This is a genomic window from Streptomyces sp. NPDC047917 (genome assembly GCF_043204345.1).
In the GTDB taxonomy this organism is placed as follows: Bacteria; Actinomycetota; Actinomycetes; order Streptomycetales; family Streptomycetaceae; genus Streptomyces; species Streptomyces sanglieri.
In genome coordinates this window covers 16,359-31,568 of sequence record NZ_JBIDCA010000011.1, presented here as the reverse complement: position 1 = coordinate 31,568, position 15,210 = coordinate 16,359, and the positions used below count along the sequence as shown (strand labels likewise).

Genomic DNA, 15,210 nt, shown 5'->3' with positions numbered 1-15,210 from the left:
TTGTTGGTCCCGGAAGGTGAGCGCTGCGTGTGGTACTGCCTACGGAGAGCGAAATCATTGCTTCCGTGAAAGGTGCCATCCGTGTCGCAGGACGAACAGAGAACGGGCGGCCGGGGTGAACTGCCGGTGACGGCGGACCTCCCCGGCGACCCGGCCCAGAACCGGCACCCCACGACGGACCGGGTGGTGTTCGGCGTCACCGCCGTGCTCACCCTCGCCTTCGTGGTCTGGGGAGCCCTCGCCACCGACTCGCTGGAGGACATCTCCAGTTCCATGCTCAACGGGCTCATCCACAACGGCGGTTGGGCCTTCATGCTCGGCGCGTCCGGCTTCGTGGTATTCGCCCTCTGGCTCGCCGTCAGCCGCTACGGCAAGATCGTCCTCGGCCAGGAGGGCGAGGAACCCGAATTCCGGACCGTGTCCTGGGTCGCCATGATGTTCAGCGCCGGCATGGGAATCGGCCTGATGTTCTACGGGGTCAGCGAGCCGCTCGCGCACTTCACCGCCCCGCCGCCCGGCACCCACCCCGCCGACGCCTCCGAGGCGATGCAGACGGCGATGGCCACCACCCTCTTCCACTGGACGCTCCACCCCTGGGCCATCTACGCCGTGGTCGGTCTGGCCATCGCGTACAGCACCTTCCGTCGCCGCCGCAGGCAGACGATCAGTGCCGTCTTCGAGCCGCTCATCGGAGCCCGGCACGCCCACGGCGGTCTCGGCCGGCTGATCGACATCCTCGCCATCTTCGCGACGCTCTTCGGCTCCGCCGCCTCCCTGGGACTCGGCGCCCTCCAGATCGGCAGTGGCTTCCACGAACTGCACTGGAAGGAGGAGACCGGCACCGGATTGCTGGTGCTGATCATCGCCGTGCTGACCGTGGCCTTCGTCGCCTCCGCGATCTCCGGGGTGGAGAAGGGCATCCAGTGGCTCTCCAACACCAACATGGTGCTCGCCCTGGTCCTCGCCGTCTTCGTCTTCGTCGCCGGCCCCACCATCATCGTGCTCGACCTGCTGCCCACCTCGATCGCCGCCTACTTCGGCAATCTGGCCCAGCTCGCCGGCCGTACCGAGGCGACCGGCAAGGGCGACGTCGCCGAGTGGCTCGGCAACTGGACCGTCTTCTACTGGGCCTGGTGGATCTCCTGGACGCCCTTCGTCGGCATGTTCATCGCCCGGATCAGCCGCGGCCGGACGATCCGCCAGTTCATCGGCGGCGTCATCCTGGTGCCCAGCACCGTCAGCCTGGTGTGGTTCGCGATCTTCGGCGGTACGGCGATCAACCTTCAGGAGGCGGGCAGGCTCGGCAACGCAGTCACCCAGGAGGCACAGCTCTTCGGCGTGCTCCAGCAGTTCCCGATCGCCACCGTGATGAGCCTGCTGGTGATGATCCTGGTCGGGATCTTCTTCGTCTCGGGCGCCGACGCCGCCTCCATCGTGATGGGCACGCTCTCCCAGAAGGGCATCCTCGAACCCGCCAAGTGGGTCGTCGTCTTCTGGGGCGTGGTCACCGGAGCGGTGGCCGCGATCATGCTGCTCATCGGCAACGGCAAGGGCGACGCGCTCGCCGGACTCCAGAACCTCACGATCCTGGTCGCCGCGCCGTTCACCGTCGTGATGATCGGCATGTGCGTGGCGCTGATGCGGGACCTGCGCCAGGACCCGCTGATCGTCCGGCGCGAATTCGGCGTGGAAGCCGTCGAATCCGCGGTCATCGAAGGGCACGCGAAGTACGCCGGTGACTTCGAGATCCGGATCGGTCCGGGCGGCAGCCGGATCACCACCGGGCTCCACGAGGGCCACGGACCCCAGCGGGACCCCGCCGGCCCGGCGGACCCGCCCGGCGACGGCTGAGGAAGCCCGCCGCCCGGCCGGAGCACGACCGGCCGGGCGGCTCGGCCCCCGGCGCCGATTAGGATCGACACCCTGATGACTGCCACTCTCGTCGCCAAGGACCTCGCCGCCGGACACGGCGACCGCACACTCTTCGCCGGACTCGACCTCGTCGTCGCGCCCGGTGACGTGATCGGTCTCGTCGGAGTCAACGGCGCCGGAAAATCTTCCCTGCTCCGGCTGCTCGCCGGGCTCGACCGGCCGGAGGAGGGCGAGCTGCGGCTCTCGCCGCCCACCGCCACCGTCGGCCACCTCCCGCAGGAGCCGGAACGGCGGTCCGGCGAGACGGTGCGGGAGTTCCTGGCCCGCCGCACCGGCGTCGCCGAGGCCCAGGCCGCGATGGACGCCGCCACGCAGGGCCTCGTCGACGGGGCACCGGGTGCGGACGACGCGTACTCCGAGACATTGGAGCGCTGGCTGGCCCTCGGCGGCGCGGACCTGGACGAGCGCGCCGACGAGGTCGCCGCCGAGCTGGGACTGACCGTCGGCCTCGACCTGCCGATGACCGCGCTCTCCGGCGGCCAGGCCGCCCGCGCGGGCCTGGCCTCCCTGCTGCTCTCCCGCTACGACGTCTTCCTGCTCGACGAGCCCACCAACGACCTCGACCTGGACGGCCTGGAGCGGCTGGAACGCTACGTCTCCGGGCTCCGCGCGGGCACCGTGGTCATCAGCCACGACCGCGAATTCCTGATGCGCACGGTCACCAAGGTCCTCGAACTGGACCTCGCCCAGCAGCAGATCAATCTGTACGGCGGTGGCTACGCGGCCTATCTGGAGGAGCGCGAGCGCGCCCGCAGGCACGCCCGGGAGGAGTTCGAGGAGTACGCCGACAAGCGCTCCGCCCTCGAAGGGCGCGCCCAGATGCAGCGCTCCTGGATGGACAAGGGCGTCAAGAACGCCCGCCGCAAGGCCACCGACTCCGACAAGCTCGGCCGCAAGTTCCGCAGCGAGTCGAGCGAGAAGCAGGCCGCGAAGGCCCGGCAGACCCAGCGCATGATCGAACGGCTCGATGTCGTCGAGGAACCGCGCAAGGAATGGGAACTGCGGATGGAGATCGCCGCCGCGCCCCGCTCCGGTTCGGTCGTGGCCACCCTGCGCGAAGCGCAGGCCGTACGCGGGGACTTCGCCTTCGGCCCGGCGTCGTTGCAGATCGACTGGGCGGACCGGGTCGCCATCACCGGCGCCAACGGAGCGGGCAAGTCCACCCTGCTCGCCGCGCTGCTCGGCCGCCTGCCGCTGGACTCCGGCCAGGCGACGCTCGGCTCGGGCGTGGTGGTCGGCGAGGTCGACCAGGCACGCAAGCTCTTCCACGGCTCGGAGTCGCTGCTGGAGGCGTTCTGTGCCGCCGTGCCCGACACCGAACCGGCCGAAGTGCGCACCCTGCTCGCCAAGTTCGGCCTGCGCGCCGATCATGTGATGCGCCCCGCCACGACGCTCTCCCCGGGCGAACGCACCCGGGCGGCGCTCGCCCTGCTCCAGGGCCGGGGCGTCAACCTGCTGGTGCTCGACGAGCCCACGAACCACCTCGATCTGCCCGCGATCGAGCAGCTGGAGTCGGCACTCGACTCGTACACCGGAACGCTGCTGCTGGTCACGCACGACCGGCGCATGCTGGAAGCGGTACGCACCACCCGGCGGGTCGAGGTGGCGGCGGGACGGGTCACGGAGCTCTGATCCCGTACCGGGCCGTCACCGGCGGCCCGGTACCCGGCGACGCGGACCATCCACCCTCCTCCCCGGTATCCCGAAGAGGTCGCGCCTCCCGACCCCGCACCCTCGTCGGGCAGGGCATTTCCGGCAGTGCGCCCGAACTGCTCGGAGGCCGCGGAGTTGGGTAGGCCAAGTGCTGGTGCGTCCTCGGCCGAGGACCGCCGTCCGGCCGGAACGGCCCCGGCACCGCATCCGCAGGAGGCCCCCGTGCGGACCCGCCGGCGCGCCGCCCACCTCCTCGCCCACCGCGACGGCGGCCACGCACTGCTGCGTGACGGCGAATTCGATCATCCTGTGGATGACGCGGTCGAGACGGACCTTGTCCGCGTCGTGGTACTGCGGGTCCTTCGTCGGCTCGATCCGGCCGCCGACGCCTCGCTCGTCGTACCGGAACGGGCCGACGGGCGACGGACGGGTGGCGAAGTCCTCGCCGTACTTCTTGAGCGGCTCCGGGGAACGGGCACGCCCGAGACGTGAGAGTGGGGGCGCACCGAGAAGCGGGCGCCGGTCCGTGGTCCGGGGCGTACCCACCGGACCCGTGGCGAGGAGGGGAAGGGCGGGGAGGGGGCCGTCACAGGCTCACCCCTCCCCGCCCCGGAACCGCTACCGCTTCCTGCCGCCCTGGTTCGGGTCCGTCAGCCCGGCCCGCCGCAGTGCGTCCGCCATCGCGCTGTTCACCGGCGCGGGTGCCTGACGGGCGGAGCCGCCGCCCCGCCGGTCCTGGCCGCCCTGCCCCTGGCCCTGGCGCTGCCTCGGCGGCCGGCCGCCCTGGCCGCCGCCCTGACCGCCGCGCTCACGGCGCTGGCCGCCGCTCTGGGCGCCCGCGCCGGCCGCCGCGTCGTCGTCCAGCCGCAGTGTCAACGAGATCCGCTTCCGCGGCACATCGACGTCCATGACCTTGACCTTCACGATGTCGCCCGGCTTCACGACGTCCCTCGGGTCCTTCACGAACGTCCGCGACATCGCCGACACGTGCACCAGGCCGTCCTGGTGCACGCCGATGTCCACGAACGCACCGAACGCCGCGACATTGGTGACCACACCCTCCAGCACCATGCCGGACGCCAGATCGCCGATCTTCTCGACGCCCTCCTTGAAGGTGGCCGTCCTGAACGCGGGCCGCGGGTCGCGTCCGGGCTTCTCCAGCTCCTTCAGGATGTCGGTGACCGTCGGCAGACCGAACTTCTCGTCCACGAAGTCGTCGGCCCGCAGCGACCGCAGCACACCGGTGTTGCCGACCAGCGACGCGACATCGCCGCCGGTCCGCTTCACCATCGACCGCACCACCGGATACGCCTCCGGGTGCACGCTCGACGCGTCCAGCGGATCGTCGCCCCGGATGCGCAGGAAGCCCGCGCACTGCTCGTACGCCTTCGGGCCCAGCCGCGCCACGTCCTTGAGCGCCTTGCGGGACCGGAAGGGGCCGTTCGCGTCGCGGTGCGCGACGATGTTCTCGGCGAGCCCGGAGCCGATCCCGGAAACCCGCGAAAGCAGCGGTGCGGAAGCGGTGTTGACGTCGACACCGACACCGTTCACACAGTCCTCGACGACCGCGTCCAGCGAGCGCGACAGCTTCACCTCGGACAGGTCGTGCTGGTACTGGCCGACCCCGATCGACTTGGGATCGATCTTCACCAGCTCGGCGAGCGGATCCTGCAGCCGCCGAGCGATGGAGACGGCCCCGCGCAACGACACGTCCATGTCGGGGAGTTCCTGCGAGGCGAAGGCCGACGCCGAGTACACGGACGCGCCGGCCTCGGAGACCATCACCTTGGTGAGCTTCAACTCCGGGTGCTTGTCGATGAGTTCACCGGCGAGCTTGTCGGTCTCCCGGGACGCCGTGCCGTTGCCGATCGCGATCAGGTCGACGTCGTGGGCCTTGGCCAGCCGTTCCAGCGCGGCCAGCGACTGGTCCCACTTGTTCGCCGGGACGTGCGGGTGGATGACGTCCGTCGCTACGACCTTGCCGGTCGCGTCGACGACGGCGACCTTCACGCCGGTGCGGAAGCCGGGGTCCAGCCCCAGTGTGGCGCGCGTCCCGGCCGGTGCGGCGAGCAGCAGATCGCGCAGGTTCGACGCGAAGACGCGCACCGCCTCGTCCTCGGCCGCGGTGCGCAGCCGCAGCCGCAGATCGATGCCCAGGTGCACCAGGATCCTGGTCCGCCAGGCCCAGCGCACGGTGTCGCGGAGCCACTTGTCGCCGGGTCGGCCGCGGTCGGCCACACCGAAGCGCCGGGCGACCATGTTCTCGTACGTGGACGGCCCCGGGGTCTCGGAGGGTTCCTCCGGCTCCATGACCAGGTCGAGCACGTCCTCCTTCTCGCCCCGGAGCATCGCGAGCACCCGGTGCGAGGGCAGTGCGGTGAACGGCTCGGCGAAGTCGAAGTAGTCGGCGAACTTCGCGCCCGCCTCCTCCTTGCCGTCCCGCACCTTGGCGGCCAGCCGCCCGCGCGACCACATGCGCTCACGCAGCTCACCGATCAGATCGGCGTCCTCGGAGAACCGTTCGGTGAGGATGGCTCGGGCCCCCTCCAGCGCGGCCGCGCCGTCCGCGACACCCTTGCCGGCGTCCACGAAGGCGGCGGCCGCCGCGAGCGGCTCCACCGACGGGTCCCCGAGCAGGCCGTCGGCCAGCGGTCCGAGCCCGGCCTCGCGGGCGATCTGCGCCTTGGTGCGCCGCTTGGGCTTGAACGGCAGATAGATGTCCTCCAGGCGCGCCTTGGTGTCGGCGGCCCGGATCTGCGCCTCCAGAGCCTCGTCCAGCTTGCCCTGCTCGCGCACCGATTCGAGGATCGCCGTCCGGCGGTCCTCCAGCTCCCGCAGATACCGCAGCCGCTCCTCCAACGTGCGCAGCTGCGCGTCGTCGAGCATCTCGGTCGCTTCCTTGCGGTAGCGCGCGATGAACGGCACGGTCGACCCGCCGTCGAGCAGCTCGACGGCCGCCTTCACCTGCCGTTCGCGTACGCCGAGCTCCTCGGCGATCCTGCCTTCGATGGACGTCGTCACGGTTCTACCGACTCGCCTTCTCGTACTGGCTCTACTGGCTGTGCTTGCCGGGGCGGGGCCCCTTGGCCTGCATTGTGCCGGGTGGCCGGGCGCCGTGTCGCCCGGCCACCCCCGGGGCCCCGTCCGCGGGCCGGTCCGGCCGGCGGGTCAGTCCTTGCCCATCAGATCGGCCGGGAACGCGCCCGCCGACGCCGCCGTGAACAGGAACCCGCGCGCCAGCTCGGTCAGCCGCTCCACACCCTGCGCGCCCAGGTGATCGTAGGGGGCCGCGTCCATCCGGTCCGTGGCCTCCTCCAGCTCCGCCCGGAGCGCGACGCCCGCCTCCGTCAACTCACCCTCTGCGTCCAGGAGTCCGCGTCCGCGCAGCCGCTCGCGCGCCGCGTCCCAGTCGTCGCGGTGCCAGCCGCGGGTGGTGAGCACCCAGCGCGAGGACATCCCCTTGCCGGTCGCCGTGTGGCTGACCAGCGCCTCCAGCGGGTCGAGCCCGGCGGTCAGGAGCGCGGCGAGATGGCCGTCGCCGCGGTGCTCCCGCAGCAGCGTGCCGGCGTGCCAGTACGCCAGATGCGGCTCCTCGGGCACCGGGAGATCGGCATGGGCGGCGTAGAGCGGCCGGGCGTGTCGGGTGCATCCCTGGGCGGCGCGCAGCGCCAGACCGGCCGCCTCGGCCAGCTCCGGGGAGGCGATGACCTCCTCGCCCAGTAGCCGCCGCAGGGTGGTGTCGGCGGCGCGCAGCCGGGCGTCCAGCACCGCCTGCGGTGCGGCGACGGACCACACGGCGGGCAGATGCCGGGCGACGAGTTCGTGGTTGAAGTTGTAGAACGCCGCCGTGACGGTGCCCGGACCGACGGCTCCCATCGCCGCCGAACGCGCGGCGAAATAGGCGGAGTTCGGGTCGTCGATGCCGAGCTCCCCGAGCTCCTTGCCGAGGTCGGGGGAGAAGTAGACCGTCGAGTGCAGCGGGTTGATGGCGTTGTGGCAGCGGCGTCCGGCGCGCGGCGGCAGAGTACTCATACGAGCACATTACCGACTGGTCGGTACGCCCGGTAACCCCCGGACGGCACCGAAAACGCGAGGGTCGCGCGATGGCAGAAAAGGTGGGCTCTTCGTCATTGCGGCCACGTTCCGGGCCGACGAGGATCGTGGCCATGACGCAGCGATCCGTACTCGTCGTCCTCTACGACGGCGTCCAGAGCCTCGATGTCACCGGGCCGGTGGAGGTCTTCGCCGGGGCCTCCCGTTTCCCCGGGGCCGGGTACCGACTGCGCACCGCCTCGCTCGACGGCGCCCCGGTCCGCACCTGCAGCGGCCTCGTCCTCGTCCCGGACAGCAGCCTCGCCGACGCCGAACCGCCCCACACCCTCCTCGTCCCCGGCGGCGAGGGCACCCGCGACCCCGACCCGGCACTCGTCGACTGGCTGCGGGAGCACGCCCCGCGCCCCGAGCGGCTCGTCTCCGTCTGCACCGGCGCGCTGCTGCTCGCCGGGGCCGGACTGCTGGACGGACACCGGGTGACCACGCACTGGACGGTCTGCGAGCACCTCGCCCGTGACCACCCGGCCGTCGAGGTCGACCCGGACCCGATCTTCGTACGCGACGGCAGGCTGGCCACCTCCGCTGGCGTCACCGCCGGAATCGACCTGGCCCTCGCGCTCGTGGAGGAGGACCACGGCAGGGGTATCGCGCTCACCGTCGCCCGGCACCTCGTGGTCTTCCTGCGCAGGCCCGGCAACCAGGCCCAGTTCAGCGCCCAGCTCGTCGCCCAGACCGCCCGGCGCGAACCACTGCGCGAGGTCCAGCACTGGATCACCGAGAACCCCGGCGAGGACCTCGGCGTCGAGGCGCTCGCCGCCCGCGCCCGCCTCTCCCCCCGGCATTTCGCCCGCGCCTTCCAGGCCGAGACCGGTCTCACGCCCGGCCGTTACGTCGACCGCGTACGCCTGGAACAGGCCCGCAGGCTGCTGGAGGACACCACCGACGGCGTCGCCGGCATCTCACGCGCCTGCGGTTACGGCACGCCGGAGGCCATGCGCCGCGCGTTCGTCAAGGCCCTGGGCACCGCCCCCGCCGAATACCGCCGACGCTTCCGCCCCCACCCCGCCACCGATCGACGCGCCACGACGCGACCGCTGCCACTTGACCGACCGACGTGACCGCTGCCACCTGGCCGACCGACGTGACCGCTGCCACCTGGCCGACCGACTCGACCGCTGCCACCTGGCCGACCGACTAGACCGCTCGACCGCTCGACCACGAAAGGGAACCCATGCAGATCGCCATCGTCCTCTTCGACCGCTTCACCGCGCTCGACGCGGTGGGCCCGCACGAAATGCTCGCCCGCACCCCCGGCGCCGAGACCGTGTTCGTCGCGGAGCGGACCGGCCCCGTACACAACGACACCGGCAGCCTCACGCTCGTCGCCGACCGGACCTTCGCCGACGTACCGGCACCGGACGTGGTGGTCGTGCCCGGAGGCCCCGGCCAGCGCGACCAGATGGAGAACGAGGCGCTGCTCGGCTGGCTGCGCGCCGCCGATGCCACCAGCACCTGGACCACCTCCGTCTGCACCGGCTCGCTGCTGCTCGCGGCGGCCGGACTGCTGAGCGGGCGGCGGGCCACCTCGCACTGGCTCATGCTGGACGTGCTGACGGAGTTCGGCGCCGAGCCGACCGGTGAGCGGGTCGTCGTCGACGGCAAGTACGTCACCGCGGCCGGCGTCTCCTCCGGCATCGACATGGGGCTCACCCTGGCCGGCCGGATCTCGGGCGACGAGCACGCCATGGCCGTACAGCTGCTGACCGAGTACGACCCGCAGCCGCCGTACGACGCGGGCTCGCCGCAGAAGGCCCCGGCGGCCATGGTCGAGAGGTTCCGCGCCCAGCGCCACTACCTGCTCCAGTAGCGGCGCGGGCCGTCAGGGCCCGGTGGTCCAGGTGAAATCCGGTGTGCGCCGCTCCAGGAAGGCGGCGACACCCTCGGCGGTGTCGCCGCTGCGGCGCGCCTGCCGGGCCCAGTGCTCGTCCCGGTCCTCGCGGCCGTCGGCGAACTCCTTGGCCGCCGCCTGCGTCAGCTGTGAGCGGGCCGTCAGGGTGCGCGCGTACGCCTCGACCCGCTTGTCCAGTTCGCCGGCCGGCAGCACCTCGTCGACCAGACCGGTGCGCAGCGCCCGCTCGGTGTCGATCAGCTCACCGGAGAACAGCAGATGCTTCGCCGTGGCCGGGCCGGTCAGCGCCACCAGACGCCGCGTCGACGACGCGGCGTACACGATGCCGAGCTTGGCCGGAGTGATCCCGAAGGACGCGCCCTCCTCCGCGAACCGCAGGTCGCAGGCGGCCGCCAGCTGGCTGCCACCGCCCACGCAGTACCCCCGGATCGCCGCGAGCGTCGGCCGGGGGAACGCGGCCAGCGCCTCCTCGGCCGCCACCGCGAGCGCCTGCGGATCACCCTGCGGATCCCGCAGCGAGGAGATGTCCGCGCCCGCGCAGAAGGTGTCCCCGGCGCCGGTCAGCACCAGCACCCGGACCCCGGGGTCGGCCGCCAGCCGCTCCAGCAGCCCGGGCAGCGCGCCCCACATCGCGGCCGTCATCGCGTTGCGCTTGGCGGGATTGCTGATCACGACGGTGGCGACGCCGTCCGCGACGGCGTGCTCCAGCCCGGGTTCCGTACGGTCCATGTGCCGGATGCTATCCGTACGGTTCGAACCTATGATCAAGAAGGGGTCCGGGACCAGGTACGCACCGTGAGGAGCCTCCCGTGGCAGATCCCGCAACCGAGGGCAGGAGACTGAGCCGCAGCTTCGGCTGGCTCGCCCTGCTCGGCACCCTGCTCGTCGTGGCCGGCCTGGTCGGTCTCGTCTACACCGGTGTCGCGACACTGACCTCGATGATCCTGTTCGGCTGGCTGCTGCTGCTCGGCGGCATCGTCGGGCTGCTGCACGCCATCGACTCCCGCGGCAGCGACTACTTCTGGCTGGGTGTCGTGGTGGCCGCGCTGAACATCGCCGCCGGGGTCGTCGTCATCCGCCACCCGCACGGCACCGCCGAGGCGCTGACCATGTTCGCCGCGCTGCTCTTTTTGACCGGCGGGTTGTTCCGCCTGGTGGGCAGTGTCGTGGTGCGCGGCCCGCAGTTCGGCTGGACGCTGCTGCAAGGAGCCTTCGGCCTGCTGCTGGGTCTGCTGGTGCTCTTCGACTGGCCGCACAGCAGCCTCTACGTACTGGGGCTCTTCTTCTCACTGGCGCTGCTCTTCGACGGGCTCGGCCTGATCGCCATGGGTGTGGGCGGCCGTCGCATCGTCTCGATGGTTTCGGAACAGAGGGTGACCGGCGAGCCGACCGACCAACCCCGGGGAAACGAGCAGAAACGGTCCAAAGGCTGATTCATTGGTGCCCTGTCCGGCCAAAAGCCGCCGATAGAAGTCGACTTGTGGTCAGTGGCACGGCCCGGTCCGACTACGCCCCGCACTCTGTACTTCGACGTGCAGTCACCACCGAGTGGAGAGCGGGTACCGGACTATGGAGAGCCGCGGGAGTGTCCCTGCCCGGCCCGTCCCGTACGAGGGAGTCTGGCGGTTCACCGCTCCGGCCGTGGACGTGTCCGTACCGCAGGCCCGGCACGCGGTGCGCGATCTGCTGAAACGCCAGGGCGTGCCGCTGGACGACGACGTCGCCGAGGGGCTGTTGCTCATCGTCTCCGAGCTGGTGACCAACGCGGTGAAGCACGCCGCGCTGCTCTCGCCGGAGCTCGCCGTCGAGGTGGCCGTCGGCGAGGAGTGGATCAGGGTGTCCGTCGAGGACAACCACCCCTACCGGCCGACGGCCCTGGAGACGGACTACGCGCAGACCGGCGGACGCGGTCTGCTGCTGGTCCGGGAGATCACCCGGGAAGCGGGCGGGGCCTGCGATGTGGAGCACACCGCAGGCGGCGGAAAGATCATCTGGGCGGCGCTGCCGCTGAATCCCCGGCCCTGAGCGCCCGTACCCGACGACGCACCCGGGTGCCGTCCGTCCGTCACCAGCCGGCGGACGGCCCGGTCAGCTCCCGGATCGCCGGACGCGCGGCGTCCAGCACCGTCATGAACCAGGCCGAGAACGGCGAGCGGGCGTGCCGCTCGGCGAGCTCCCCGGCCGTCACGAACGCGGTCTCGCCGACCTCCTCCGGGTCCGGGTCCAGCCGGTCCTGCACCATGCCCACGAAGAGGTGATTGAACTCCTGCTCCACCAGGCCCGAGGCCGGGTCCGGGTGGTTGTAGCGGACCGTGCCCGCCTCGGCCAGCAGGGAGGGCGAGACGCCGAGCTCCTCGTACGTACGCCGGGCGGCGGCGGCGAAGGGGGCCTCGCCGGGGTAGGGGTGGCCGCAGCAGGTGTTCGACCAGACACCGGGGGAGTGGTACTTGCCGAGTGCGCGGCGCTGGAGCAGCAGCCTGCCCTGCTCGTCGAAGAGGAACACGGAGAAGGCGCGGTGCAGCTGACCGGGCGGCTGATGGGCGGCGAGCTTCTCCGCCGTACCGATGGTGGCGCCGTCCTCGTCGACCAGTTCGAGCATGATCGCTTCTGCTGTGCCGTTCGACGAGCTGTGCGCCGCGGTGGCTGGTGTGGTCGGCATACCCATCCTTCGCTATGGTCCCGGCCCGGTGCGCCGGTCCCGTCGATTCCGGTCAAGTCTGCCGTACAAAAGCCGCTTGTCCGCACCTCGGGGTCTGGCATGTCCGGTCCCGCCGCACCACGGGGCGCGACGGGACCGGACGGTGCGTCAGACGCCGAAGGCGGCCGGGTAGCGGATCGTGCCCCGTGGCACCGGCGCCGACTCGTCCAGTACCAGGGCCATCATCGCCTCGTCCGGTACGTCGAAGCCCGGCCGGATCCCGTACCGCGACGCCGGCACGAAACCGAACCTCGGGTAGTACTCGGGATGACCGAGCACCAGGACGAGTGATTCGCCGCGCAGCCTTGCCGCGTCGAGCACCGCACGCACCGCGGCCTGTCCCGCGCCCCGGCGCTGGTGCTCCGGGACCGTGGCCACCGGCGCCAGCGCGAGCGCCGGAGCGTCCCCGACCCGGCACCGGGTCAGCAGGGCGTACGCCGCGACGTCCCCGTCCGGGCCGTCCGTCGCCACCCGGCCGAGGCCGGGCAGCCAGGCCGCCGGATCGGTGCGCAGCGCGTCGACGAGATCGGCCTCGTCCGGAGTCGGGAACGCCGCGGCGTTGACCGCGTGGACGGCCGCCGCGTCCGCCGCCGTCTCCGGCCGGGTCGTCCAGCGGGAGTCGGCGGGACGCAGCACATAGCCGGCGTAGCCGTACTCCGTGCCGTGGTCGCGTCGAACGGCCAGCTCCTCGCGGGTCGCCGCGAGCGCCCACTCCATGCCGGGAGCGGACGCGTCGGCGCTCTCCACGCGCCCGGCGAGCGGGACGTAGTACTCGTCCCAGTCGCTGTCGGGCTGCACCAGCACCCCGAGGACGTGGTAACCGGCCGCGACGGACGCCGCGGTGTTGCCCGCCACGGGGCGCATCGGCGTCTGCTGCTCCCAGAAGGCGCGCGCCCCGGCCGTCGGCGCGTCCGTGGTCCAGACGCAGTCGGTGACGACGAGGGAGCCGCCCGGGGCGAGCAGCCGCTTCCAGTCACGCAGCGCGGTGTCGAAACCGATGTTGTACGCGGACCCCTCGGCCCAGACCAGGTCGAAGGACCCGTCGGGGAAGTCGGGGCCGGACAGCTCTGCCATGTCGGCCCGGACCGTACGGATGCGGTCGCCGAGCCCGCGGGCCGCGGCGGCCCCGCGCAGTTCGTCGAGGAACGGCCGGTGGAGGTCGACGGCGGTCACCTCGGCACCCGCCTCCGCGGCGAGGAGCAGCGCGGCGCGGCCGGGCCCGCAGCCCAGATCCAGGACGCGCGGACGGTGCGGCAACGGGCCGGTGAGCTCCAGCAGCCGCCGGGTGGTGGCATCGGAGCCGGGGCTCTGCCGGGGCAGGCCGTGGTGCAGGGAGAAGAACGCCTCGATACGGACGGCGTGATCGTTGTCGGTCAACGTGGGAACCCTTGCTTGCGAGGGTTCCGGCCGGACGGGTCGACCCGGTGGGAGTCGAGGCGCTAGCCGAGAACCCGGGAGATGAGGAAGGACCGGATGCTGCGCCGGGCGGGCGCCGTCGTGACGGTCATCAACCTCAGCTCCTCTCTCGCACATGGGGAGGCCGAACGCCTCTGCGAATACCCTACATGGCCCGGCGGACCGGGGCCGGGGGCCGGTCAGTGGCAGAGCCTGGCCTCGTGCTCGGCATGACCGCTCGGCTCCAGCTGGAAGGTGCAGTGCTCCACGTCGAAGTGGACGCCGAGGCAGCCCTGCAGCTCATGGAGGAGCTTCTCGTGGCCGATCGAGTCGAGCATGTCCTGGCGCACCACCACATGGGCGGAGAGCACCGGCATCCCCGAGGTGATCGTCCAGGCGTGCAGGTCGTGCACGTCCAGCACGCCGGGCAGCGCGGTGATGTGGGCCCGCACCTCTCCCATGTCGACCCCCTTGGGTGCCGACTCCAGCAGCACGTTGAGCGTCTCCCTGAGCAGCTTCACGGTACGGGGGACGATCATCAGGCCGATGACCAGCGAGGCGATCGGGTCGGCGGCCTGCCAGCCGGTGGCCAGGATGATCCCCGCCGAGACCAGCACCGCGAACGAGCCGAGCGTGTCGGCGAGCACCTCCAGATAGGCGCCGCGCACATTGAGGCTGTCCTTCTGCCCGCGCATCAGCAGCGACAGCGAGACCATGTTGGCGACCATGCCGACCAGGGCGAACGCGATCGTCAGCCCGCCCCGGGTCTCGGCCGGGGTGATGAAGCGCTCGACGGCCTCGAAGAGCAGGAAGCCGCCCACGCCGAGCAGCAGCAGACAGTTGGCCAGAGCCGCGAGGATCTCGGCGCGGGCGTAGCCGAAGGTGCGGTTCACCCCGGCCGGCCGGTTGGCGAAGTGGATCGCCAGCAGCGCCATGCCCAGGCCGAGGGCGTCGGTCGCCATGTGGGCCGCGTCGGCGATCAGCGCGAGCGAGTCGGCGAGCACCCCGCCGACGATCTCCACGACCATCACGGTGAGTGTGATGCCGAGCGCGATCCGCAGCCGCCCCCGGTACGCGGCCGCCGCCGTGCCGGTGGGCGGCGGCCCGCCGTGTGTGTGCCCGTGGTCGTGCCCTGCCCCCATGGGGAACGCCTCCCGGTCGTTGCTGGGTCCCGGACGCGGTCGGCCCGGGCAAGGCCAGTGAACTACGGGTGGGGGGTATCCGGCAACACGGCACTGAACACCGTTGTCATATGCTCTGACCTGCGCAAATGCTCGCAGGTCAGTGAGGTGGTGCGAGAAGCCCGGCCGGGGCCGCACCCTCGCGTTTTGTCAGGCGAGGCGGCGATCGACGATGATGATCGCGGACGGCGTCGCATGATGCCGGTCCACCCCGAACAGAGTGCAAACGGTCAGTGAACTCGCGCTTCCGTTCATCCGATAGCCTCTGCCGACGTGCCGCCGGCCCGCATCCGGGCCGCACTGTCGCGCGCCGACCCCGTCAGCACCAAGGAGTGAGTTCGTCTGTCGACCGCCATCCTCACCGGTGCACCGGTACCCGGGTCGTCGCT

Annotated in this window: 13 protein-coding genes; 7 read left to right on the top strand and 6 right to left on the bottom strand. The window is 71.7% G+C overall.

Features of this window, described 5'->3' with window-relative positions; all coding sequences use genetic code 11:
- Positions 1 to 81 precede the first annotated feature (81 nt).
- The 3 genes from ACGF8B_RS26115 (at position 82) to ACGF8B_RS26105 (ending at position 4,077) form a co-directional block, all read left to right on the top strand.
- The gene (locus ACGF8B_RS26115; RefSeq protein ID WP_392743040.1) at positions 82 to 1,851 is read left to right on the top strand and encodes a BCCT family transporter; all 1,770 of its coding nucleotides are present in this window, start codon (positions 82 to 84) and stop codon (positions 1,849 to 1,851) included.
- Between the two features lie 75 nt (positions 1,852 to 1,926).
- Positions 1,927 to 3,564, top strand: a complete 1,638-nt coding sequence (locus ACGF8B_RS26110; protein WP_392743037.1) for an ABC-F family ATP-binding cassette domain-containing protein — start codon at positions 1,927 to 1,929, stop codon at positions 3,562 to 3,564.
- 243 nt (positions 3,565 to 3,807) lie between these two features.
- The gene (locus ACGF8B_RS26105) at positions 3,808 to 4,077 is read left to right on the top strand and encodes a hypothetical protein (RefSeq protein ID WP_392743034.1); all 270 of its coding nucleotides are present in this window, start codon (positions 3,808 to 3,810) and stop codon (positions 4,075 to 4,077) included.
- A 126-nt stretch (positions 4,078 to 4,203) separates the two neighbouring features.
- Here ACGF8B_RS26105 and ACGF8B_RS26100 read toward each other — a convergent pair whose 3' ends face one another.
- Together ACGF8B_RS26100 and ACGF8B_RS26095 are read right to left on the bottom strand one after the other, a co-directional pair.
- Positions 4,204 to 6,606, bottom strand: coding sequence for a Tex family protein (locus ACGF8B_RS26100; RefSeq protein ID WP_392743032.1), 2,403 nt, complete (start codon positions 6,604 to 6,606; stop codon positions 4,204 to 4,206).
- A 147-nt stretch (positions 6,607 to 6,753) separates the two neighbouring features.
- A complete protein-coding gene (locus tag ACGF8B_RS26095) occupies positions 6,754 to 7,617 on the bottom strand; it encodes a hypothetical protein (RefSeq protein WP_392743030.1) in 864 nt (287 codons plus the stop codon).
- A 134-nt stretch (positions 7,618 to 7,751) separates the two neighbouring features.
- On the opposite strand from ACGF8B_RS26095, the gene ACGF8B_RS26090 reads away from it, so the two are divergent.
- The gene (locus ACGF8B_RS26090) at positions 7,752 to 8,756 is read left to right on the top strand and encodes a GlxA family transcriptional regulator (protein ID WP_392743029.1); all 1,005 of its coding nucleotides are present in this window, start codon (positions 7,752 to 7,754) and stop codon (positions 8,754 to 8,756) included.
- Positions 8,757 to 8,869: 113 nt separating this feature from the next.
- Positions 8,870 to 9,505 (top strand): DJ-1/PfpI family protein, encoded by a 636-nt coding sequence (locus tag ACGF8B_RS26085; RefSeq protein ID WP_392743026.1) that lies wholly within the window; start codon positions 8,870 to 8,872, stop codon positions 9,503 to 9,505.
- Between the two features lie 12 nt (positions 9,506 to 9,517).
- Here the strand turns inward: ACGF8B_RS26085 and ACGF8B_RS26080 are convergent, their stop codons facing one another.
- Entirely contained in the window at positions 9,518 to 10,276 is a 759-nt protein-coding gene (locus ACGF8B_RS26080) for an enoyl-CoA hydratase/isomerase family protein (RefSeq protein ID WP_392743024.1), read from the bottom strand.
- Between the two features lie 80 nt (positions 10,277 to 10,356).
- Here ACGF8B_RS26080 and ACGF8B_RS26075 point away from each other — a divergent pair, with 80 nt between their 5' ends.
- A complete protein-coding gene (locus ACGF8B_RS26075; protein WP_392743022.1) occupies positions 10,357 to 10,980 on the top strand; it encodes an HdeD family acid-resistance protein in 624 nt (207 codons plus the stop codon).
- 136 nt (positions 10,981 to 11,116) lie between these two features.
- Positions 11,117 to 11,572: an ATP-binding protein gene (locus tag ACGF8B_RS26070; protein ID WP_124720645.1), complete on the top strand. Its 456-nt coding sequence runs from the start codon at positions 11,117 to 11,119 to the stop codon at positions 11,570 to 11,572.
- A 40-nt stretch (positions 11,573 to 11,612) separates the two neighbouring features.
- Here ACGF8B_RS26070 and idi read toward each other — a convergent pair whose 3' ends face one another.
- The 3 genes from idi to ACGF8B_RS26055 form a co-directional block, all read right to left on the bottom strand.
- Positions 11,613 to 12,206, bottom strand: a complete 594-nt coding sequence (gene idi / locus ACGF8B_RS26065) for an isopentenyl-diphosphate Delta-isomerase (protein ID WP_392743019.1) — start codon at positions 12,204 to 12,206, stop codon at positions 11,613 to 11,615.
- Between the two features lie 147 nt (positions 12,207 to 12,353).
- Positions 12,354 to 13,622, bottom strand: a complete 1,269-nt coding sequence (locus ACGF8B_RS26060; RefSeq protein WP_392743017.1) for a GNAT family N-acetyltransferase — start codon at positions 13,620 to 13,622, stop codon at positions 12,354 to 12,356.
- Between the two features lie 218 nt (positions 13,623 to 13,840).
- Positions 13,841 to 14,782 carry a cation diffusion facilitator family transporter gene (locus tag ACGF8B_RS26055; RefSeq protein ID WP_266687294.1) on the bottom strand — a complete coding sequence of 314 codons (942 nt, stop codon included), beginning with the start codon at positions 14,780 to 14,782 and terminating at the stop codon, positions 13,841 to 13,843.
- Between the last annotated feature and the right edge of the window lie 428 nt (positions 14,783 to 15,210).

Coding starts and splice junctions, on each gene's coding strand:
- ACGF8B_RS26085 (WP_392743026.1), top strand. CDS start 8,870: ATGCAGATCGCCATCGTCCTCTTCGACCGCTTCACCGCGCTCGACGCG.
- ACGF8B_RS26110 (WP_392743037.1), top strand. CDS start 1,927: ATGACTGCCACTCTCGTCGCCAAGGACCTCGCCGCCGGACACGGCGAC.
- ACGF8B_RS26080 (WP_392743024.1), bottom strand. CDS start 10,276: ATGGACCGTACGGAACCCGGGCTGGAGCACGCCGTCGCGGACGGCGTC.
- idi (WP_392743019.1), bottom strand. CDS start 12,206: ATGCCGACCACACCAGCCACCGCGGCGCACAGCTCGTCGAACGGCACA.
- ACGF8B_RS26055 (WP_266687294.1), bottom strand. CDS start 14,782: ATGGGGGCAGGGCACGACCACGGGCACACACACGGCGGGCCGCCGCCC.
- ACGF8B_RS26070 (WP_124720645.1), top strand. CDS start 11,117: ATGGAGAGCCGCGGGAGTGTCCCTGCCCGGCCCGTCCCGTACGAGGGA.
- ACGF8B_RS26095 (WP_392743030.1), bottom strand. CDS start 7,617: ATGAGTACTCTGCCGCCGCGCGCCGGACGCCGCTGCCACAACGCCATC.
- ACGF8B_RS26090 (WP_392743029.1), top strand. CDS start 7,752: ATGACGCAGCGATCCGTACTCGTCGTCCTCTACGACGGCGTCCAGAGC.